Origin of the sequence: Streptomyces sp. NPDC004610 (assembly GCF_040609715.1) — a bacterium.
Taxonomy (GTDB): domain Bacteria; phylum Actinomycetota; class Actinomycetes; order Streptomycetales; family Streptomycetaceae; genus Streptomyces.
On sequence record NZ_JBEXLA010000032.1, the window covers coordinates 58,185 to 78,331 of the forward strand.

The 20,147-nt window shown below is 70.3% G+C and carries 15 protein-coding genes and 2 pseudogenes; 4 read left to right on the forward strand and 13 right to left on the reverse strand.

What is annotated here, in order from left to right; all coding sequences use genetic code 11:
• Window positions 1-215 precede the first annotated feature (215 nt).
• The gene (locus ABZX40_RS30245) at window positions 216-833 is read left to right on the forward strand and encodes a GNAT family protein (protein ID WP_355735643.1); all 618 of its coding nucleotides are present in this window, start codon (window positions 216-218) and stop codon (window positions 831-833) included.
• Window positions 834-904: 71 nt separating this feature from the next.
• Here ABZX40_RS30245 and ABZX40_RS30250 read toward each other — a convergent pair whose 3' ends face one another.
• Together ABZX40_RS30250 and ABZX40_RS30255 are read right to left on the reverse strand one after the other, a co-directional pair.
• Window positions 905-1,546: a histidine phosphatase family protein gene (locus ABZX40_RS30250; RefSeq protein WP_355735640.1), complete on the reverse strand. Its 642-nt coding sequence runs from the start codon at window positions 1,544-1,546 to the stop codon at window positions 905-907.
• Window positions 1,547-1,956: 410 nt separating this feature from the next.
• The gene (locus tag ABZX40_RS30255) at window positions 1,957-2,910 is read right to left on the reverse strand and encodes a TIGR03619 family F420-dependent LLM class oxidoreductase (RefSeq protein WP_355735637.1); all 954 of its coding nucleotides are present in this window, start codon (window positions 2,908-2,910) and stop codon (window positions 1,957-1,959) included.
• An 857-nt stretch (window positions 2,911-3,767) separates the two neighbouring features.
• Between ABZX40_RS30255 and ABZX40_RS30260 the strand changes: the two are divergent.
• Window positions 3,768-3,932 (forward strand): annotated as a pseudogene (locus ABZX40_RS30260) (transposase); the annotation flags it as partial.
• Here the strand turns inward: ABZX40_RS30260 and ABZX40_RS30265 are convergent.
• The 3 genes from ABZX40_RS30265 to ABZX40_RS30275 all read right to left on the reverse strand — a co-directional run bounded on the left by ABZX40_RS30265 (window position 3,891) and on the right by ABZX40_RS30275 (window position 6,403).
• Window positions 3,891-4,016 (reverse strand): hypothetical protein, encoded by a 126-nt coding sequence (locus ABZX40_RS30265; RefSeq protein ID WP_355735634.1) that lies wholly within the window; start codon window positions 4,014-4,016, stop codon window positions 3,891-3,893. The pseudogene ABZX40_RS30260 and the gene ABZX40_RS30265 overlap by 42 nt on opposite strands.
• A 288-nt stretch (window positions 4,017-4,304) precedes the next feature.
• Complete coding sequence (locus ABZX40_RS30270; protein WP_355735631.1) at window positions 4,305-5,393, reverse strand: helix-turn-helix domain-containing protein; 1,089 nt, start codon at window positions 5,391-5,393, stop codon at window positions 4,305-4,307.
• Window positions 5,394-5,539: 146 nt separating this feature from the next.
• Window positions 5,540-6,403, reverse strand: a complete 864-nt coding sequence (locus ABZX40_RS30275; protein WP_355735628.1) for a serine protease — start codon at window positions 6,401-6,403, stop codon at window positions 5,540-5,542.
• 145 nt (window positions 6,404-6,548) lie between these two features.
• On the opposite strand from ABZX40_RS30275, the gene ABZX40_RS30280 reads away from it, so the two are divergent.
• Window positions 6,549-7,568, forward strand: a complete 1,020-nt coding sequence (locus tag ABZX40_RS30280) for a helix-turn-helix domain-containing protein (protein ID WP_355735625.1) — start codon at window positions 6,549-6,551, stop codon at window positions 7,566-7,568.
• Between the two features lie 1,527 nt (window positions 7,569-9,095).
• Here ABZX40_RS30280 and ABZX40_RS30285 read toward each other — a convergent pair.
• Complete coding sequence (locus tag ABZX40_RS30285) at window positions 9,096-10,130, reverse strand: alpha/beta hydrolase-fold protein (protein ID WP_355735622.1); 1,035 nt, start codon at window positions 10,128-10,130, stop codon at window positions 9,096-9,098.
• A gap of 617 nt (window positions 10,131-10,747) precedes the next feature.
• Here ABZX40_RS30285 and ABZX40_RS30290 point away from each other — a divergent pair.
• Complete coding sequence (locus ABZX40_RS30290; RefSeq protein WP_355735619.1) at window positions 10,748-11,167, forward strand: hypothetical protein; 420 nt, start codon at window positions 10,748-10,750, stop codon at window positions 11,165-11,167.
• Here the strand turns inward: ABZX40_RS30290 and ABZX40_RS30295 are convergent.
• From ABZX40_RS30295 to ABZX40_RS30325, 7 genes and pseudogenes are all read right to left on the reverse strand, one after another.
• Window positions 11,129-11,642, reverse strand: a pseudogene (locus ABZX40_RS30295) (hypothetical protein); the annotation flags it as partial. The gene ABZX40_RS30290 and the pseudogene ABZX40_RS30295 sit on opposite strands and share 39 nt — an antisense overlap.
• A gap of 434 nt (window positions 11,643-12,076) precedes the next feature.
• Window positions 12,077-13,555, reverse strand: a complete 1,479-nt coding sequence (locus ABZX40_RS30300) for an APC family permease (protein ID WP_355735616.1) — start codon at window positions 13,553-13,555, stop codon at window positions 12,077-12,079.
• A 163-nt stretch (window positions 13,556-13,718) separates the two neighbouring features.
• A complete protein-coding gene (locus ABZX40_RS30305; RefSeq protein WP_355735613.1) occupies window positions 13,719-15,188 on the reverse strand; it encodes an aldehyde dehydrogenase family protein in 1,470 nt (489 codons plus the stop codon).
• 563 nt (window positions 15,189-15,751) lie between these two features.
• Window positions 15,752-16,864 carry a zinc-binding dehydrogenase gene (locus tag ABZX40_RS30310; protein ID WP_355735610.1) on the reverse strand — a complete coding sequence of 371 codons (1,113 nt, stop codon included), beginning with the start codon at window positions 16,862-16,864 and terminating at the stop codon, window positions 15,752-15,754.
• Complete coding sequence (locus tag ABZX40_RS30315) at window positions 16,861-18,078, reverse strand: aminotransferase class III-fold pyridoxal phosphate-dependent enzyme (RefSeq protein WP_355735607.1); 1,218 nt, start codon at window positions 18,076-18,078, stop codon at window positions 16,861-16,863. The genes ABZX40_RS30310 and ABZX40_RS30315 overlap by 4 nt, the downstream gene beginning before the upstream one ends.
• Complete coding sequence (locus ABZX40_RS30320) at window positions 18,075-19,091, reverse strand: transketolase C-terminal domain-containing protein (RefSeq protein WP_355735604.1); 1,017 nt, start codon at window positions 19,089-19,091, stop codon at window positions 18,075-18,077. Before ABZX40_RS30320 ends, ABZX40_RS30315 begins: the two co-directional genes overlap by 4 nt.
• On the reverse strand, window positions 19,088-19,963 hold the full coding sequence (locus tag ABZX40_RS30325; RefSeq protein ID WP_355735601.1) for a transketolase: 876 nt from the start codon (window positions 19,961-19,963) through the stop codon (window positions 19,088-19,090). Before ABZX40_RS30325 ends, ABZX40_RS30320 begins: the two co-directional genes overlap by 4 nt.
• Between the last annotated feature and the right edge of the window lie 184 nt (window positions 19,964-20,147).

A 20,147-nucleotide genomic window follows, 5' to 3' on the forward strand; every position in this document is an offset into this window, starting at 1 on the left:
GGTGGTCCCCTGGGTCCGCGCGGCCGACCTGGGGCGATCCACGCCCAGAAGGCCGATGGTCAGGAAGGCCGACACGGACGAACCGTCGGCGACGGACCTCGGCTGCACGCCTCGCACTGCAGCCCCGAGTCGGCGTTCACCGCGTCCCGTCCGTCCGCCGTCCAGGACGGATAAACGGATGGCCGGGGGCGGGTGGGACGCGGCAGGATGCCCGCATGTCGCTCCGCACCCACGGACTCCGCACCCCCGAGCTCCACACCGCCCGCCTGAGACTGCGTCCGTTCACCTCCGCGGACGCGGCGCCTCTCTACGCGCTGCACAGCAGCGCCCATGTGCTGCGCTTCTGGGACTCCCCACCATGGACCGAACCGGCCCGCGCCCAGCGCTTCCTCGCGAACTGCCGGACGATCGAGGTCGAGGGCACGGGAGCCCGGGTCGCCGTCGACCGTGCCTGCGACGGTGCGTTCATCGGCTGGTGCGGCCTGACCGACTGGAACCAGGACTTCCGCAGCGCGTCCCTGGGGTATGTCTTCGACACCGCCGCATGGGGGCAGGGCTACGCCACGGAAACCGCGCACGCCGTCCTGCGATGGGCGTTCGACACTCTGGGCCTGAACCGCGTCCAGGCCGAGACCGACACCCGCAACGCCGCGTCCGCCCGGGTTCTGGAGAAGCTGGGCTTCGTCCGCGAGGGCACCCTGCGCGAGGACTGTGTCGTCAACGGCGAGGTCTCCGACTCCTGGGTATTCGGCCTCCTGCGCCGCGAGTGGCACCCGACAACCACCCCGACGACCGGTCACCAGAACCGAGACCTGCCGACCGGCGGCCGGTAGCGCTTGTTCATGGGAGACGGCCCGCCGTCCGGACGGGCGTCGGGCCGTCGAAGCGAGCGGTCGGGCCGAGGTCAGCGAGACTGGGCGGAGTCGAGATGGCGGGTGTCACCGAGGCTGACGACCTGGCGGTTGTGGAAGAAGTCGTCTTCGCGCAGTGTGGTGATGCTGCCGGAGGGCGCCCGGAAGCCGGCATAGCCTGCTGACTCGATCGGCATCTTGATCCAGGACGCCACGACACATGTCAGAGAGCCCCCGTGGGTCACGATGATCTGGTGTTCGCAAGGGCTCCGCAGGATGTCGTCCATGGCGGCGTAGATGCGCCGCGCCCACGACGCCTTGGTCTCCGCGCCTCGCACGCCCTCGTCGTGGTCCATCCGTTCCCCGGCGGCAGGCGGTGGGATGAAGCGCTGGTCGAGCCACTGCTGTGGTCTTCCCTCCGCTTCGCCGTAGGACTTCTCCCGCAGCCTGCGATCCAGGACCGGTTTCACGCCGAACGCCTCGGCCACCTCATCCGCCGTCCGCCGGGTGCGCTGGAGATCCGAGGAGAACAGCTGCACCTCGGCGCCGTCCGGGATCCGGGATCGCAGTGCCTGGGCGATGGAGACCGCCGCACGGACACCGGCGGGCGTCAGCCGTGAGTCATGCCATCCGCCGACGACTCCCTCGACGTGGTGCGTCGCCTCCGGATGGGTGACGACGTAAAGAGTGCGCATGAGTGCGTGCCCTCCTCTGGGTAGGTGGCGTCCTGCTTGGTTGCTGTCCGTCACTATGGAAGAGCGGGGTCGGAACCATCAAGCGGGTTCTTCGGCTCGCACTCGGGCGCCGGCAAGGTGGGTGGGTCGGTGCCGGTCTCGATGATCGTGCCGTTGAGGGTGGGGTGGTGGGCAACGATGGCCGCGCAGAGTGTCTCGTCGGTGGCCGTCGAGCAACTCGCTCACCGGCCGCCTCGTGGCGCGAGCGTGTGGCGAACGCGGCAGCCCAGCCCTCCGTCGCGGCCTCGGAGCCCGGCGCGATGAGCAGGTGGGACGTGCAGGTCGCCGATGGGGCGGAATGGTTGGCTCTCTTTGACCCATTCACGTCGGCTGCTGTCCCTCCCCGTTCCTCAGCGGAGGCGGCCGGAGTTCTACGGAGAGGGTGGCGTCTGCGGAGGAGCAGGCGGGCCGGGCGGGACCGGGGTGAGGTCCATCAGCTCACCCGCGACCGATTCCAGTAGCCCGGTGTCATGGCGGGGGCCGCTCCCCGGTGGCACAAGGCCCAGATACTCGGTGAGATAGGTGTCGAAGACGACGTAGGGGACGCCGAGTTCGGACAGTGCCTCCAGATCGTCCCGGACCTGGCCGGGTGTGCCGTAGCCCGCGATCCGCCGGGGGCTGGTCACCGGGCGGTCGGTGAGGTGGAGGGCGATGCGCGGGGTGACCGCGGGGGTGGGACGGCCGATGTGCCGGGCCGCAGCGGCGAGACGGGGCAGCCGCTCCCGCAATTCGGGGGCACCGAACCCGAACGGATGCCAGGCGTCACCGAAGCGGGCCGCACGGCGCAGAGCGGCGTCCCCGAGTCCGCCGACCCACACCGGAGGGCGCCGGAGCGGTGACGGACCGGTGATGATGTCGGTGTAGCGGGCGTGCGGGCCGGTGGCGGAGACGGTGTCCTGGGCCCAGTGGTCCAGGATGGCGGCGAGGTACTCGTCGGTGATCTCACCACGGCGGCCGAAGTCGATGCCGAGTGCGTCGAACTCCTGCCGGGACCATCCCGCCCCGGCGCCGAACACCAGGCGCCCGCCGCTCAACCGGTCGAGGTTGGCCGCAACGCGGGCGGTGTGAAGGGGGTGCCGGTACGGGATGACGGTGACGGTGGTGCCGAGCCCGATGGTGCGGGTCTGGCCCGCGAGCCAGGCGAGCGTGGTGAACGGGTCGTAGAAGGGAGCGGGGAACTTCGCGGCCACCTCGGGCGGCAGGGTGACATGGTCGGAGATCATGGCGAGGTGGAAGCCGAGTTCCTCGGCTCTGACGACCCAGCCGAGAAGGGAATCGGGGGTGGTTCCGGGTCCGTAGTTCAGTACGTTGACTCCGGCCTTCATGTGCGCCTTCCTCGTGGTTCGGAACTGCGGTGCGGACCAGGTGGAGGACGTGGGGCACGCGGATCACCGGACGTCACGGTGGGACCGGGTGCACCGGGTGCACCAGGTCCACCGGAGGGTGTCCGGTACGCGACGCGGTCGCACGCCCCGCCGCCTCCCATTACTCTCCCTCCCGGGCCGGGCCGGCAACCGCTGCGCGAGGAAGGGCGCCCATCCGCGTGACGATGGCCGCCGCCTGGAGGGCCTCGCCGTCCCCGTCTTACCCGACAGCGATGCCCGGGGCTGGGGTGGTGACATCGTCGGGCCCGTGTCCGTCCCACGAGGACACAGATGTCGTGGCACTGACGCAGCTGAGCCCACCCAGCCGGTGGGCCACATGGCTGCGCGGGCCGGACAGCGACTCGTAGAGCTTGCCCCCGGCAGGCCGTCACATTTGACGCCCCGGTGACTGGAGATGACCGGTGCGTCCAGCACCGTGCACTTCGGGTGCGGGTCGGCGCCTCTGCCTCCGGCCGAGACAAGCCGGGTGGCGCCCTTGGGGTTGGGCCGGTGTCCTCGCCGCTGAGGCTAGTGTTCGGCTCGAAGACAACGCACGCGAGGTGTCCCGGCTGGTGGCGATACTCGACGAGCAGTTCGCCGACGCCCGGCTCCCCGACGCACCCAGAATCCGCATCCTCGAAATGCGCGACTTCCACGCCTTCCTCCTCACCCACATCCCCGAATGCCTCAACCGGTTCGCCCAGTGGCGTGCCGAACACGGCCCGCTCGCCGTGTTCCCCGCAGTCAACACCGCCCGGCCCCGCCTCCCAGCGAAGCTGACGGACGCAGTGAGTGCCGTGCGCGGTGCGGACGATGCGGTGAAGTCCCCGGTGGACCTGACGCTGGCGCCCGACCATCGCCGTGGGCACGGCGCGATGTACGGCGGCCTGAACCACGGCCAGATCGACGTCTGCCGACCGCGGGCGGCGGTGCCGGTGGAGCTAGCACTGCCGCGTCTCGACGACGAGCGCCTGGTTCTGGCGGCCGCGGTTGTGGTCCTCGAAGACCGGCGCCACCCCGGACGATGTGAACCGCTTGCGGCAGGCGCTCCTCCGCCACTTCGACACGGAGCACAGCTTCCGCCTCGCGAAAAGAACCCTCGGCTGGACCGCTCCCAGACACCCGACCCGTGTTCCCCAACCCTGCACCGGGCTCCCTGCGCCAAGAACAATTCGTGGACGCTGCGGACTTGGCGTTCGCAGCCATCGAGACCGCTGGAGGGGGTTGATGCGCAGCGTCGCTCGCTGATTGCCGGACGGCTATGCGCTGGCACCGGGCGCGGTGACGGTGCATGGAGCCGCCCCGAAGGTCCGCGTACCCGTGCCGGTCGCGACGCTGCCGACCCGCCCCGGTACTCAGCCGCTCCCGTCGCGCCTGTGTGCCGCGCGGTATGCCCTCGGTGTGGTGCCCGTCAGACGGTGGAAATGGCGGCGGAAGACCGCCGGGGAGCCGAAGCCGGTGGTGGCTGCGATCCGCTCGATCGGGTCGTCCCCGTCCTCCAGCAGACGGCGGGCCCGCTCCAGCCGGACCCGCAGCAGGTACTGGTGGGGGGTGAGCCCGGTCCGCTCACGGAAGCGGCGGCCGACCGCGCTGACGCTGATTCCGGCGTGCGCGGCGATCTCGGCGAGGGTCGGGGTGCGGTCGAGGTCCGATTCCAGCAGGCGCAGGGCGGGCTCCAGCCCTGCACTCCCGGTCAGCTCCCGGTCGATCGCGTCCCGGGTGGCACCGGCGTGCTCGTACATCGGGGCGATGAGCCCACGGGCGGTCCGGGCCGCCACCGCCGGGCCGTGGTCGCGGGCGATGAGATGGAGCAGGAGATCCACTCCGCCGAAGACACCGGCAGTGGTCGGGTACGGCCCGTCCCCGGCCAGGGTTCCGGCCGGATCGACCGTCACGCGGGGGTGGCGCCGGTCCAGTTCGGCGATGTGGGCCCACTCGGTGGTGGCACGGTGTCCGTCGAGGAGTCCTGTGGCTGCCAGGGTGAAGACACCAGTGCCGACGGCCGCGATCCGCGCTCCCCGGGAGGCCGCCGCCCGCAGCGCACCGAGGATCTCCGGCGGGGGTTCCGCGAGGAAGCCGTCGTGCCCGGTCAGGATCACGGTCCCGGCTTCCGCCAGGGCGTCCGTCCCCCAGGGCACGGTCACGGTGACGGGGAGCGGGCCGGCTGTGGTGATCCGTGCGGAAGGAGCGCAGATCCGCAGGTCGTAGCGGGCGGCGGGATGGCTCCGGGAGGCCGCCTCCAGCACCATCCCGGGGGTGGTGAGCTGGTGTCCGGGTACCCCGTCCCTCACGAGCAGGGCGATCCGCCGTACGGGCTCGCCCCGGGGCGCACGCCGGGCGCGGCGTGCCGGGGACACGGTGGGGGTGGCGGAGCCGGACCGGACCTCCGGTGCGGGCGCCGTCCCGCGCCGGGGCCCGAACTCACCGGGCAAGGGCACGGGCACAGGCACAGACCTTGATACGGAAAGACATGGGTCCAACGTATCCGGGCCCGTCGGGGGCCCGGGGGTGGGGCGCGCCCGGCCCGTCGGCGCCGGGACAGCCAGGACAGCCGTCGGGGCGACCGCCGGGGCGGCCCCGGGACGGCCGGTCAGCCGTGCACGGCGATCGTCCTGTCGATCCAGCCCCGATACGCGGGCACGGAGGTGTAGACACCGGGGCCGTCCGCGCACTTCGGGCCGGTCGCCCAGTTCCCGTCGCCGGAGGTCGTTCCGACGAGCTGCCAGCGCCCGCCGACGCGCTGTATCTGCGGGCCGCCCGAGTCACCGGCGCACGCCATCGCGTCGGGGACCGGGGAACCGGTGCACAGTTCGGCGCCGGGCTTGAAGGGGGAGCAGGCGGTGTCGGCGAGCCGGTGGGTGTTGAGTTGCTGGAGCCGCTCGGGGAACTCCCACGAGGGGCCGTCGTCCGTCTTGCCGAAGCCGAGGATCCGGGTGCGGTCGCCCACCTCGGGAGCCCGGTCGGCTATCTCGACGGGCCGGTGGAAGGCCGGGCGGTCCAGCTTGAGCAGTGCCAGATCGTGATGCCCGCGCGGGGCTCCGGCGGCGGGGGCGTACCCCGGGTGGAGCACCTTCTTCACGATGGTGCGGACGCTCCCGCCGGAGGTACGGTCCTCGCTGCCGATCCGGACCGTTCCGTCCGGCTGGGCGGGGTTGCCGGCCCAGCCCGCGCAGTGCGCGGCGGTGAGCACCCAGCGCGGATGGATCAGCGTTCCGCCGCAGACTCCGTCGAAGGACTCTTCCGCCGACGTCACGGTCATCGGGATCGAGACCATGAACCCGTAGGGACGGGTGGAGTCCTCGCCGTTGACGACGGCCCCGGCGCCGCCGGCCGTTCCGGCGACGGCGAGCGCGGTCGCGGCGCCGGCCACCGCGGCGCGAACGGCACCCCTTCGCAGCGGGCGCGGACGGGTCGTACGGTCGCTGCGCCGAGTGGCCGGGTGGGCGTGCGTCATGGCGGATGTCCCCTTTGTGCAAGTGGTCGGTCGTGCTGCACGGGACCGGGGGCTCGCTCGCCTCCCGGCCGGTGTGCTTCTACCCTGCGGGTCCCGAACGGCCGGAAACAGCGACCATGTGCCCACCTTTGGTTAAATTCTGGCCATGGCCGCAGCGATTCTTCTCGTACTCGATGGTGCTCCCGGGCACCAGATCACCACTCCCTCGCTGCTGCTGGGCGCCGCCTCGGCCGCCTGCCGCCGGGACTGCTGCACCCTGCGGATCTGTGCCGCACCGGGTTTCCGGGGCACGGACGGCCCGGGGACCTTCGGGCTCGCCGGGCCCACCGACCCCGGCGCGCGTGACACCTCCGGCGCCACCGACGGCCTCGGCTCGCTGGAATCCCTCGGCAGCACGGACACCCTCGTCGTGGCCGGCTACCGGGACTTCCTTCACGAGCCGCCCGACGACGTGGCCGAGGCGCTGCGGGCGGCCACCGCACGCGGCTGCCGGATGGGCGCGGTCGGGACCGGAACCTTCGCGCTCGCCGCGGCCGGTCTGCTCGGCGGGCGGCGGGCGACCACCGACTGGCGGCACACCGCCGAACTGGCCGCCCGCTGTCCGGATGTCGAGGTCACGGCCGGGGCGGAGGTCGTCACGGACGGCCCCTTCCTGACCTCTTCAGGGGTGCTCGGCGGCAAGGATCTGTGGCTGCGCCTGATCGAGGAGCGGCACGGTCCCGTGGTGGGGCGGGAAGCGGACCGCCAGCTGTTCCTGCGGCTACCCGGTTCGGGCGGCGTGATCCGGTCCGGCGCCCCGGCACCGGACGGGGACCGGGGGCTCGCGCCGGTGCTGCGCCGACTGGAGCAGGAACTGCACCAGCCGCTCACTCTCACCGACCTAGCCGGATTCGCACAGGTCAGCGTCCGTACGCTCAATCGTCGTTTCCGGGCCGAGACCGGGCTCAGTCCGCTCCAGTACCTGCTGCGGGCTCGGGTGGAGCGGGCCCAGACTCTCCTGGAGCGGGGGGACACCCCGGTCGCGCAGATCGCGTCCATGACCGGACTCGGCACCCCCGCCAACCTGCGCCACCAGTTTCTCCGCCTCAACGGCACTACGCCGGGCGCCTACCGGGCGGCCTTCCGCTCGATGGTCGCGATGTTCACCGGGTCCGGGGAACCGTAGTCGACGACGCGGAGCACTGGTGAGAGGTGGTCGGCGGTGGTGTGGTAGGGCGACGGGCGGTGGCTCGGGGCGTGGGGCTCAGCCCTCAAGTCTCGGGGCCCGGGGCTCGCGGTTCGCGGCTCGCGGCTCGCGGTTCGCGGTTCGCGGTTCGCGCAGCAGGGTCGATTCGTCGGCGACTCGGGGCGGCGTCCAGGCGGGATGAGGAGGGCGAGCGTCTGCCTGCCGAGCGTGTCTTCGGCCGACGACGCCGGGGGCGGGCAGGGCCCATCAAGGAGACGACGGGGGTTCGTTCCGCCCAGCCGACTCCGCCTCGCCGCTGGCCAGGAGACGCCGCGCGCGATGGGCCGGGTCGTGCCGACGGCGTCCAGATCGCGGATGCGGACGCGGCAGCCCTGGCCGGTGGCTCGCCCGCGCGGCACACGCCAACCTGTCCGGTGTCGGCTCCTCCCCCGTCGAGGTGACCAGGCGCAGCAACGGGCTGCCGATCACGCGATGAAAGGCGCGGCGCGCTTCGCGGGGACGAGCGGCGGCTCGGGCAGGAAAGGTGTCCCGCACGTACTGCGAGAACGCACGCAGATCGCCTCGGATCGCTGAACCAGCGTTCAGGCCCAGGCCGGCGGTCCGCAGCGACAGAATGACCTACGGTCACAGGGGTGTTGCTGGGCGCGTAGGTTGGCGATCTCCCCCGATGACCTCAGCCGACTTCTTAGCCCGGGGCAGGGATGGAGCCGGGCCACCACAAGGGAACGCCATCGGGGCATGAGGGGGTGGCCACGCCATCCCAGAAGATCGAGGTGGCGCACCAGGCAACGCCCAGGAGTGTCACAGTGAGGGCAACGGCGTGGAGACGTGGGCGGTTGCCCAGAAGGCTGCCCACAACGACCCAGGCCAGCAGCAGGACTGCCCAGAGGCCAGGGACGAACAGCCAAACAAGGAAGCCGCTGTTGGCCGCATTGTTCACTCCCGTGCCACAGGTGCTCCACGACCTGCCCAGGAGCATGGCAGTGGCAACCGCAAGGGCCAGGGCCACCACCGCCCCGAAGCATCCATAGAGGCGTCGACTTTCCACATTCCCCACTTGCCGTCCACTGCGGGAAGCGCCGGGCCGGACTCGCTCGCCGCCACTGTGTCCATTCGGTCCCCGACCTGCCCCGGCCCAGGCCGGACCCGCCCCGATCCTAGTAGTCACATGATCCACAGGACAGTCCTCGCGGCCCCAAGGCGTCCGAGTGCACCATCCGAGCCGTTCCTTTCTCGACTCCGCAGCAGCAACGGCCCCGCTCCTACGGGAGAAACGGCAGGGCCACAACTCACCGCACGCACAAACGAGGAAGCCACGGACCGCGAGGAAACATGCCGCCGAACTGGTGCCGCACCCGAGGGCGTCGGCTCCACGCTGCCGGGAACGTCCGCCGGTTCGCCCCCCTGTCCGAGTCGGCCCCGCGCCGTGGGACTGGGCATCAGCCGATTCTTTCGGTCTGGTTCATGGGCGGGCTTCGCGGACTGCACGCTCCTGCCTCACGGGATTCAGCCGAGGGCCCGCAGGAGCATGGGGAGCGAGGCGCGGAACTCGCGTGACCAGTAGGCGGGATCGTGGGTGCCCGCGTGGAACCGGGTCGTCACCCGGACTCCGGCGGCTCTCAGCACCGGGGCCAGGGCCTCGTTCTCCTCGCGCATGATCGCTTCGGTCGGCGACAGGATGTCGGCGGGGAACGGGGCGTCGGGGTCTTCGAGGCCGGGGATGTGTTCGTCCGGTTGGGTGTCCGGCGGGTCCAGTGGGCCGAGCCGCCCGTCGCCGCAGGAGAGCCGGACGGGGAGTCCGGCGAGTTGGTGGGCGAGGCGGGCGGGGTCGTGCGCCTCCCAGATCGCGCGCTGGTGCACCGGGTCTCCCCAGAGCGCCAGCCATTCAAGGTCCAGGTAGTCCATCGCCGCCCGTACCGCGTGAGGATGCTGGAGCGGGCGCACATAGCCGCTGTAGCTCGCTGCGGCCCGGAACATCCCCCGGTGGCGCGCGGTGTACGACAGAGCCCCGAAGCCGCCCTGGGACTGGCCCGCGACCACCCGTCTCGTCCCGGCGCCGTAGTGGTGCTCCACGAGCGGCAGAATCTCGTGCAGATGGAACGTCTCCACGGCCGGAGGGCCGCCCGTGCCGTGATTCCACCAGTCCGTGCAGAAGCCGAACAGCGGCATCTGGGGCATCACCACGAGCGTGTGCCGCAGTTGGGGCAGGCTCTGGATGCCGTAGTCCCGGGTCCAGGCCAGATGATCACCGTCCCCGCCCGGCAGCAGAAGCAGGACCGGCCAGCGATGAGCGGGCCGCCTGGCATGCCAGCCCTCGGGAGTGAGCAGCCGCACCTCGGCCGGGCCTCCCAGTGCCGCCGATTCCAGACTCAGATCGACGATCCGCCGCCCGGCGAACGTCTCGGCGATCACCTCTGCCCCACTGCCGGACGCCGCTCCCGGCAGCGCCGCGGCCTGTCCGGCCCCACCGGCGACGGCGGCAAGGGCGAGGGCACCCCGCAACAGCACACGCCGTCCCGGATCCGACGGAAGGAAGGTCATACGGCCACCTCTTCTCGAACGCCCGAGACCCCGGGCACGATCGGCACATTCATCAGTCTCCGGCCAAGCTGGGAGCACAGGGATCCGTCACTTCCCTGACCGGCCCCGGAGTTCACCCCCGAGACGTATCGGGGGAAGACAGGGCCGGGAGACCCGGATATCTCCGGGCTGTCGCCCGGCAAGTGCGCGGAGTCGGGCCGGGCCGGTCAGGGCTGATCCGTGGCGCAGTCGGCAGGGCGTCAAGGTCACTGGCCGGGCGGCCTGAGTCCAGCAGGCCGGGCGTCGGGTCCGTCGAACCATCAGCGGCTCGGACGTCCAGTCGAACTGCCTCGGCACCCGCCGGTGCGGGCAGGTGGCTCCCCGTCCGGGAACTGGCCCGGAAACCTGAGAAGTTGCAGGTTCACCGCGAGTTGCGAACCCATCACGATGGCCATCGAGTTCCACGGCAGCAACGCGAACACCCTGAACGGACTTCGGTACGCACACGATCGCCCCGTCATACCAGTCGGCCGACCGCACCGGACACGGGCGACACGAACCAAGGGAGACCTCCATGCGCAACCGCAGGAACCGCAGAACAGGCCCCCGACTCGCCTTCGCCGCCCGCAGCAGTCGGCGTGCTGGCCGCCGGCACCATGGCGCTCGGCGCGTCGCCGGCCTCCGCCGCGCCGTACTGGCAGGTGGTGGACACAGGCACCGGACCCACCTGGACCTGCGGCTCCACCAAGGCCCACAAGGAGGTGGCCGGGGTCGGTTTCCAGACCTGCCTCGTGGTGAACGACAACTTGGCCGCGCAGTCCGTTCTCGTCGTGATGAACAACTCCGCGAAGGCGATCCAGCTCTCCGGCTCCGTCATCACCGGCTCCGTCATCACCGGCTCCGTCATCACCGACTTCGGCGGGAACGCCTCCTGCTACTCGTCCACGCTCAATCCGGGTTTCCAGCGCGGCTGCTTCGGCCCCACGCGCCAGGTGGGGACTGGGACGATCAGTGCCTCCTCACGTCTCAAGGTGAACGGCGTCGTCGACTACAACTGAGTGCCCCACCAGGCGGCGTTCGCCCTGCTGACGACTGACGACGCGGTGGAGTGGGCGCCCGTCGGCGGCGGGCTTGTTCCGCCAGCTGATGGGGCCATGAATTGGGCCTCGATCCGGTTGGGTCAGGAGCTATTGGTCAGGGCGCAGGTGATCTCGACGTTGTTCGCCGCGGCCCACATGCCGATCCATCGGCAGCACCTCGTCGTCGCAGAGGATCGCGATGCGCACGACTGCCGGGGGCAGCGAGCCCAGGTAGCGGCAGAACTCCAGCCACTTGGCGCGGTTCCTGGTCTTCTTGATGCGGCGGCCGTAGAGCTGGTCCTTCGCGAGGTCGTAGACGGCAGATCTTCCAGGTCTTCACTCGTTGAAGCGAGACGCCCTCCTCGCAGAGCAGGACCCGCAGGTCCTCGTGGCTGATGACGTCCACCACCCCCTCAGCGACCAGGAAGTCGGCAGACTTGGCCCGCCTCCACGTCACCACCGAGTCGGCGCCGCGACCCATCCGCCGGCCCAGCCCAGCTCTCCCGGTACGGAATCTGCGGTGCGCGCATCGCCGCCCTCCCGCTCGCTCGTCTACGGCGCCGACCTATCGCCAAAGCGGCGAAGCCCGCCATTGAGCGTGTATACATCGGTGGCACAAGGACCTGACCGGTTCGCCCTCCGCTCCGCCCAGCAACTCGCGCTCACTCGCCGCACAGCGTGGGCGTGAACCCGCCGGAGGTATCCGTTCCGGAGCCGGTCAGGCGGGTCCGCAGCATCTCTACGCCGGGCGGGTTTCCAGGTCAGGATATGGAGAGTGCCGCCCGGAAGAGCCCTCGCTCTGCCGGGCGGCACTCTCCCCTACCAGGTGGACCACGTCGGGAAACGCGGCCTCCGCAGCGGCTGTGAACCGGCTTGGCCTGCGAGTCCTCAGCCGTCCTGGTCCAGCGCTCGGTAGCGATCGGGGCGGGTGCGCCTCAGGCGTTCGGCGATGGCGATCCCCGAGGCGAAGGTCACTGTGATGAGGCCGCCCAGGACGATCGCGTTGGTCGTGCTGCCGACCAGCAGGGCGAAGTTCTTGATGACCAGCACCATGATGACGACGAGCCCGATGAACGCCAGGCCGGGTGCAATCACCGCATGCCACATGCTGGGTCTTGGGGCCTTCGTCAGGAAGAACACCAACACGGCCAGGCTGGTCATCGCCATCAGCGCTATCAGGCCGAGCGTCGATGCGCCGGAGAACCACATGTAGATCTGGGTGATCGGATCCCAGCCGAGCACCGCTACGGCCACCATCGCGGTCAGCGAGACAGCGGTGAAGGCCAGCGACGACCGCGAAGGAGTGAGGTGCTTCTCGTCGACCTCGGCCATGGCCTTCGGCAGCAGACCCTTCCCGGCCAGGGTGAACTGGTAGCGGGTGATGACATTGTGAAAGGACAGCACACAGGCGAAGAAGCTGGTCACCAGCAGCACCTGGATCACATCGGTCAGGATCGGCGAGACATAGGTGACTGCCAGGTTCTGCACGACACTCTCCGGTTCCCCGGAGGCGCGCTCGACGGCGTTGCCGATACCGAGTCCCTGCACCACCGTCCACGAGGCGATCGCGTAGAAGACTCCGATGAACAGCACGGCGATGTACGTCGCGCGCGGGATGGTCCGGTCCGGATCCCTTGCCTCGTTGCGGAACACCGCGGTGGCTTCGAAGCCGATGAAGCAGAAGAACGCGAACATCAGACCCAGACTCGGCGCGCCCGTCGCGAACTCGGACGGCGACAGCGGCGTGGCGCTGAACCCGCCGTCCCCGCCCCGACCGGCGTCCCCACCGTGAACGATGATCCCGATGTTGACGATCACCACGGCGAGCGTCTCCGCGACCAGCAGCAGCCCGAGCACCTTCGAGCTCAGCTCGATGTCGCGGTAGCCGAGGAAGCCGACGATCAGCACCCACCCGATGGCGCTGGCCCACCACGGCACACCCATGTGCAGGTCGGACAGCAGCTTGGTCGTGGCCACCCCGAGATACGCGTAGAGGCCCACGAGCATCACGCCGTACGACACGAGTGCCAGCGCTGCCGCACCCACGCCGACATGTCTGCCCAGTCCGCTCTGGATGTAGGAGTAGAAGGCACCGGCGTTCGGTACGTAGGTGCTCATCGATGTGAAGCCAACGGAGAACAGGGCCAGGATGACCGTCGCGATGAGGAAGAACTGCGGTGCCGCGGTGCTGCCGCTGACCGAGATGATGATCGGCACACTGGCGGTCACCACAGCCAGGGGTGCCGCCGCGGCGACGACCATGAACACTATGGAACCGACGCCGAGCCCACGGTGCAGCCTGGCCGCGCCACCGGGCGGTGGCTCTACGGCGGTGGCCGTGGAGGGGGATTTCGGTGAGCTGGTCATGTGTGTGACTTCCTGACGAGTTCTTGCGGTGACTGTGGCACCGGGGCCGACGCACGCGACAGCAGGGCGATCGGGGAGAAGTCTGTGCCACGGTGGCGTGATCCTCACGCTCAGGTGTGCAGCGGCGATCCCTCAGGGGGTGGTCTGTGTGCCTGCCGGGCGGTCAGTCCTCGGTGATGACTCCGCGCAGCACGATGCTCTTGACCTGGGTGAACTCGTCGAGAGTGTAGGCAATGCCTTCCCTGCCTATGCCGCTCTTCTTGTAGCCGCCGAACGCTGCCACGTCCGGTCGGTAGGCGTTGCCGCCGTTGACGGACACGATGCCGGCCTTGATCCGGCGCCCGGCCCTGATGGCCTGCTTGAGATCGGCGGTGAACACCGCGGCGTTGAGTCCGAACTGCGAGGCGTTGGCGATCTCGATCGCCTCGTCGAGACTGTCGACCGCGAGCACGGAGAACACCGGGCCGAAGATCTCCTCGTCGGTGGCGATGCCGACCCTGGTGTCGATCTCCAGCAGGGCGGGCGTGATGAACGCTCCGTCGCGGGTGCCGCCGGCCAGCAGGCGCGCGCCCTGATCCACCGCCTCCTGGATCTGGCGTTCCACCACCCGGGCGGCGTCGACGCTGATCAGCGGCCCGACGTCGGTGTTCTCATCGGCCTGGTCACCCACGCGCAGGGCCTCCACCCTGGCGCGCAGGCCGGTGAGGAAGTCGTCGTAGCGGGAGCGCACGACCATGATGCGCTTGGTGGCGACACACACCTGCCCGTTGGCGTAGATCCGCCCCGCCACGGCATGGTCGATCGCATCGTCGATGTCGGCGTCGTCGCAGACGATGAACGCGTCGTTGCCGCTGAGTTCCAGGAACACCCGCACCACATTGCGGCCGGCATGGGCCGCGATGATCGCGCCGACCTCGGTGCTGCCGGTGAAGGTGACCGCGGCGATGGCGGGGCTCTTCGAGAGGTGGTCGCCGACCACGTGGCCGTATCCCGTCACCAGCTGGAGCGTGGTGCCGGGCACGCCCGCCCGGTGCAGGATCTCGGTCAGCAGGATCGTCGTGACGGGGTCGTCCTCCGGCGGCTTCACCACGATCGCGTTGCCCGCGGCGAGGGCGGCGCCGACCTTGTGCGCGAACAGTTCGGCGGGGAAGTTGAACGGCAGGATGCCCACCATGACGCCGAGCGGCTCCCGCACGGTGATCATCAGGTCGGCCTGGAGACCCTCCTGGATGCCGAGGGGTACGGTCTGCCCGAACAGCCGCAGTGACTCCTCGGCGAAGCCCTCGAAGATCCGGGCGGTCGTGTCGATCTCCATGGCGGCGTGGGCGAGGGTCTTGCCGTTCTCGGCGGAGAGCATGCCGCTGAGCTCGTCGCGACGGGCGCGGATCTGTGCCGCCGCGGCCTTGAGGATGGCCGCCCGCTGGAATGCCGGTGTGGCGGACCAGATCTCGGCGCCGTCCTGCGCCGCGTCGAGGGCGGCCTGCGCGTCGTCGGTGGTGCCGGCGGGGACGGTGCCGATGACGGCGGCGTCGAACTTGTTGCGGACCTCGATGATCTCGCCGGACGCGCTGTCGCGGTCCTGTCCGGCGATCGACATCCGGTACCGGACAGAGGTTTCCGTCTCGGTGCTCATGAGTGAGCTCCTCTCCTGGGCGCGGCGCACCGCCGCATGATTCGGGATGGGATGGCAGGGCTGCGTAGGGGTGTGGCAGACAGGCAGGCAACGTGGGTGCCTGCGATGGTTTCGTGATCTCTTGCGGCATGTGTCCCGACTATGATGCAGATCACTTCTCCACAGCGAGCTAGATCCGAAGATCGTGCGGCTTCTGGTCGGGAATCTTCGATGATCTTCAGCACGCCGCCGGTGCGCGTCCGCTCGGCTCCGAAAGTTCTTCGGCGGCAGCCTTGGGGAGTTGCTTGTCCGCGTTGGGTGGTGTCGGGGCTTCGGCCGGGGACCTGCGGTGGCCTGGCCTGGTGTCCGGTCGTGCTCGGGTGAGTCCTGGGAGGGCGGGGCCATCGCGTCGCGGCCGAGAAGGTCCGAGACGGTCCCCCCGCCCGTCGGCTACGGATGCGGAAGCGGATACACATACGGACACATGCGGATACACAAGCGGGTGTGGATGCGGATGCGCCGGGGCGCCGCGCAGGCATCGAGGAACTGCTCGGCCATCGTGGAGCTGCACCGCCGTGGCGCAGTCAGGCAGGGTCGAACACGATCACCTGCCGGATGGCCAGGCCGTCCGCGAGCAGGTCCATCGCCTCGTTGATCTGGCCCAGCTCGATCCGCGACGAGATGAGTTTCTCCACGGGCAGTTTTCCGTCCCGCCACAGCTGTGCGTAGCGGGGGATGTCGCGGGACGGCTTGGCGGAGCCGAGGTAGCTTCCGACGATCGTTCTGGCCTCGGCGGTGATGGTCAGCGGGGACAGTGAGGCACGCGCGGCCGGGGAGGGCAGTCCGACGGTGATCGTCGTACCTCCTGGTTGCGTGGCGGTGAAGGCGGTTTCGAGCGCGCTGGGGTGTCCGGCGCATTCGATGACGTAGCGGGCCTTGATGCCCAGCCGTTCGACCTGCGCGGGGGTGTAGGTCTCGGTCGCGCCGAGGTCGGTCGCCCGATCGAGTTTCGCGTCGATGGCGTCGACGGCGATGACCCGACGGACGCCCTGTGCCTTCGCCGTGATGACTGCGGCCATTCCGACGCCTCCGAGTCCGACGACCATCACCGGGTCCGAGGGCGCCGGTCTCGCGACATTGAGCACGGCGCCGCCGCCGGTGAGGACCGCGCATCCGAGCACCGCGGCGACGTCAGGCGGGATGTCGTCCCCGACGGCGACGGCCGACGCGCGGTCGACCACGGCATGCGTGGCGAACGCGGAGACACCGAGGTGGTGGTGGACGGTCTCGGCGCCCCGGCGCAGATGGCGCGATCGGTGCAGCAGGGTGCCCGCGCCGTTGGCTGCCGTGCCCGCCGAGCACGGCAGGCGGCCGTCCTCGGCACATGCCTCGCACCGCTCGCAGCGGGGCACGAACGACATCACCACACGCCGGCCCGGGGTGAGGTCGGTCACCGCCGCACCCGCGGCCACGACAATGCCTGCGGCTTCGTGGCCGAGCAGCATGGGGGTGGGCCGCAGACGGTCCCCGTCGACCACGCTCAGATCCGAATGGCACACACCGGCCGCCTCGACCCTGACGAGCAGCTCGGTCGGACCCGGCTCACCCAGTTCGACCTCGCCGACGGTGATCGGGCGTGATGCCGCGAACGGCCTCGGGCGTCCGGACTCCTCCAGCACCGCTCCGGTGATCCTCATCGGCGGGTGAGTGCCGCGAACGCGCCGTCGGTGCGCTCCAGGGCTTCGTCGATGTCGGCGTCGGTGTGCGAGGCCCCGAGGAACCAGTTGTGGTACGGGTGCACATACACTCCCCGCGCTCCGGCCTCGTCGGTCCAGCGCCGGGTCAGTGTGAAGTCGTCGTCACCGGCGAACCGCAGCAGCGGCATCTGCACCGGCCCCGACTGGATCACCTCGAAGCCGTGCGCCGACGCCTGCGCGGCGAGCCCGTCGCGCAGCCGTCGGCCCGCCCGCTCGATGCGTTCCAGCGCGTCGGTCTCGCGCAGTTCGGTGATGGTGGCGACGGCCGCCGCCATCGACGCCGCGGAGAACCAGAACGAGCCCGTCGCGTAGATCCGGCTCGCCGCGTCCCGCAGCGCGTCGGTACCGGTCACCGCCGCCAGTGCGGAGCCGTTGGCGATGGCCTTCGACCAGGCCGACAGGTCGGGCCGTACGCCCATCGGTTCCCAGCTGCCCGCGATGTCGAGCCGGAAGCCGCACCGGACGTCGTCGAGGATCAGGACGGCACCCGTCCGGTCGCACAGCTCCCGCAGCCCGCGGGCGAACCCCGGATCTGTCAGCTCCTGGTCGCGATGCACGTCCTGCTGGTGGGGGCAGACGATGACGGCGGCCAGGTCGTCGCCGGCCCGGGCCGCGGCGGCGCGCACCGACTCCAGATCGTTGAACTCGAAGTGGTCGAGGTGCGCACGGTCCTCCGGGGTGACGCCTGCCGTGACGGGTGTGCACCAGGGCGCCGCACCGTGATAGGCGCCCCGGGCCATCAGCACTCTGCGGCGCCCGGTCGCCGCCCTCGCGATCGTCACCGAGGTGGTGGTGGCGTCGGTGCCGTTCTTGGCCAGCAGTGCCCAGTCGGCGTGCGCGACGGTGTCGACCAGCAGCTCGGCGAGTTCCACCATCACCGGCGGCGCGCCGTTCAGACAGTCCCCCCGCCCGAGCTGCTCGTCCACCGCCCGCTGCACCGCGGGATGGCGGTGTCCGAGCACGACCGGGCCCCACCCGCACATGAAGTCGATGTAGGTGTTGCCATCGGCGTCGGTCACGCGGCAGCCGTCACCCTGGGCCATGTACTGCGGCAGCGTGTCGGAGAACGACCGCACGGCCATGTGCCCGTAGATCCCGCCGGGGATCACCAGCTGTGACCGCTCGGCCAAGCGGGTGTCGTTCTTGTCGGTCATCGGAGCAGCTCCTTGGCGACCTCGGCGATGCCGGGGGCGTCGAGACGGTACTTGGCGTAGAGCGCGGCGGGCGGCCCGACGGGGATGTACTCGTCGGGCACACCGTGCTTGCGGAACGGCACCGCGCGGGCACCGGCCTCGAACAGTGCCTCCGCGACGGCCGTGCCGAGCCCGTTGGTGATGTTGTGCTCCTCGACGGTCAGGATGGCGCCGGTGTCGCGTGCGGCGGCCAGCACCTCGTCGACGTCCAGCGGGGCCACGGTGTGCATGTCGACGACGCGTGTGCTGATGCCTTGCGCGGCAAGGGATTCCGCGGCGTCCAGCGCGGGTTTGACCTCGCTGCCGGTGGCCACGATCGTCAGGTCGGCGCCCTCGCGCAGCCGAATCGCCTTGCCCAGCGTGAGATCAGGGACGTCGGCGTAGACCTCGGGATCGCGACCGCGGCCGAGCCGGATGTACATGGCGCCGGGATGGTCCACCGACGCCCGCAGCACCGCCCGCAGATGGTTCTCGTCGGTCGCGCAGACCACCGTCAGATCGGCGAACGTGCGCAGGACACCGAGGTCTTCCAGGGCGTGGTGACTGGTTCCGTAGAACCCCATCGACATGCCGGAGTGGTGGCCGACGATCCGCACCGGCATCCGCGGATAGGCGCAATCGGTGCGGATCTGCTCCGCGCACAGCAACGCCGAGAACGAGGCGAAGGTCGCGGCGAACGGGACGTAGCCGCACGAGGCGATGCCCGCCGCGGTGGTGATCATTCCCTTCTCGGCGATGCCCAGATTGAAGAAGCGCCCGGGGTGCCGCGCGGCGAAGTCGGTGGCCCGGTTCGCACTGGCGAGGTCGGCGGTGAGCACGATGATCCGGGGGTCGCTGTCGGCGAGCTCGGCGAGTTCCTCGCCGAACACGAACGCCGGTATGGAGCTGGTGTCACTGCCGTCGAAGGAGCGCTTGTCGCGCAGCTCGGTCGCGCCGCCGCCGAAGATCTCTGCCTGGTCCTGAGTCGCGGTCACTTCGCTGCCTCCAGCGGTCGCAGGCCCGCCTGCAGTTCCGCGATCACATTGTCGTAGTCGGCACCGACGAGGTTGCCGACGTGCCAGTCGGGGTTGTACTCCATGAGCCGCACACCGCGGCCCTTCACGGTGTCCGCCACGATGAGCTGCGGTGGGCCGTCCGGCCCCTGGGGCAGGGCGGCGAACACGTCGAGCAGTGCGTCGAGGTCGTGGCCGTCGACCCGGTGCGTCTGCCAGCCGAAGGCCGTGAAGCGGTCCTCGATGGGCTCGACGCTCATCACCTCGTCGGTGAAGCCGTCGATGCACAGCTGGTTGCGGTCGACGATCGCGACGAGCCGGCCCAGCCGGTAGTGGCCTGCGGCGTTGGCCGCCTCCCAGACCTGGCCCTCGTGCAGCTCACCGTCGCCGAGCATGCAGAAGGTCCGGTACGGCCGGTCGCCGACGCGCCCGCCCAGCGCCATGCCGACGGCGATCGACAGCCCGTGGCCGAGCGAACCCGAGCTGAAGTCGATGCCGGGGATCTTCTTCATATCGGGGTGGTCACCGAAGGGGCTGCCGAGGCGCGTGTAGGTGTCGAGTTCGGACGGGGCGAAGAAGCCCACATCGGCCAGCACCGGGTACAGCCCGATCGCCGCGTGTCCCTTGCTGAGCACGAACCGGTCCCGGTCCGCCCACCTCGGGTCCGCCGGTTCGTAGTTCAGCACCGAGTAGTACAGGGCGGCGAACAGCTCCGCGGCCGAGAACGAGGAGGTGTAGTGGCCCGCTCCGGCGATCTTGGAGAGCCGTACCGTTTCGAGCCGGATGAACTTCGCGCGGTCGGCCAGCTGGTCGAGCCGTGCCTTCCGTTCGGGCGTGTCCTTTGCTGGAATCACTGGATTGCTGCTCCCTTGCAGGGTCGTGACGGCATCGGGGTGGGTGGCGGCGGGCCGCCGCACCGGGTCGCGTCGCAGCGAAAGGTGTCTGGCAGGTGTCCCCGTCGACCCGTCCCGGGTTGACCTGACACTCATGGTGGGAGAACGTTCGCCGGAGTGCCGCTGGGTCTGAACATTCTTCGGA

Excerpts from the sequence above, each read along its gene's own strand:
- ABZX40_RS30245 (WP_355735643.1), top strand. The coding sequence starts at position 216 with ATGTCGCTCCGCACCCACGGACTCCGCACCCCCGAGCTCCACACCGCC.
- ABZX40_RS30250 (WP_355735640.1), bottom strand. The coding sequence starts at position 1,546 with ATGCGCACTCTTTACGTCGTCACCCATCCGGAGGCGACGCACCACGTC.
- ABZX40_RS30255 (WP_355735637.1), bottom strand. The coding sequence starts at position 2,910 with ATGAAGGCCGGAGTCAACGTACTGAACTACGGACCCGGAACCACCCCC.
- ABZX40_RS30275 (WP_355735628.1), bottom strand. The coding sequence starts at position 6,403 with ATGACGCACGCCCACCCGGCCACTCGGCGCAGCGACCGTACGACCCGT.
- ABZX40_RS30280 (WP_355735625.1), top strand. The coding sequence starts at position 6,549 with ATGGCCGCAGCGATTCTTCTCGTACTCGATGGTGCTCCCGGGCACCAG.
- ABZX40_RS30285 (WP_355735622.1), bottom strand. The coding sequence starts at position 10,130 with ATGACCTTCCTTCCGTCGGATCCGGGACGGCGTGTGCTGTTGCGGGGT.
- ABZX40_RS30300 (WP_355735616.1), bottom strand. The coding sequence starts at position 13,555 with ATGACCAGCTCACCGAAATCCCCCTCCACGGCCACCGCCGTAGAGCCA.
- ABZX40_RS30305 (WP_355735613.1), bottom strand. The coding sequence starts at position 15,188 with ATGAGCACCGAGACGGAAACCTCTGTCCGGTACCGGATGTCGATCGCC.
- ABZX40_RS30310 (WP_355735610.1), bottom strand. The coding sequence starts at position 16,864 with ATGAGGATCACCGGAGCGGTGCTGGAGGAGTCCGGACGCCCGAGGCCG.
- ABZX40_RS30315 (WP_355735607.1), bottom strand. The coding sequence starts at position 18,078 with ATGACCGACAAGAACGACACCCGCTTGGCCGAGCGGTCACAGCTGGTG.